The 323-nt window shown below is 49.2% G+C and carries 1 protein-coding gene; it reads left to right on the plus strand.

The window, feature by feature from the left end; translation table 11 throughout:
• Nucleotides 1-323 (plus strand): cadherin-like domain-containing protein (locus AB4351_RS21815; protein ID WP_372127171.1); only part of this gene is annotated, 323 nt, incomplete at both ends.

Genomic DNA, 323 nt, shown 5'->3' on the forward strand with positions numbered 1-323 from the left:
GAGCAGCTGCTTTCTCAAGCCTCTGACGTGGAAGGCGATGACCTGACGGCCAGCGGCCTAACGGTTGGCGGTGATGCAACCGTTACTCAAAACGATGATGGCAGTTTCACGATTACGCCAGATGAGAACTTCAATGGTGACATCGATATCAGTTTCGATATCTCTGATGGCACCAATACGGTTCAAGCATCAGCTGACCTAACGGTTAACCCAGTTAACGACCTGCCAGTACCACAAGATCAACAGTTCAGTGTTGAAGAAGACGGTACGTTAATCTTCACCGATGCAGACCTATTAACAGGCGCTACCGACATTGAAGGTGA

The organism is Vibrio sp. 10N.261.51.F11, assembly GCF_041471665.1.
GTDB classification, from domain to species: domain Bacteria; phylum Pseudomonadota; class Gammaproteobacteria; order Enterobacterales; family Vibrionaceae; genus Vibrio; species Vibrio crassostreae_C.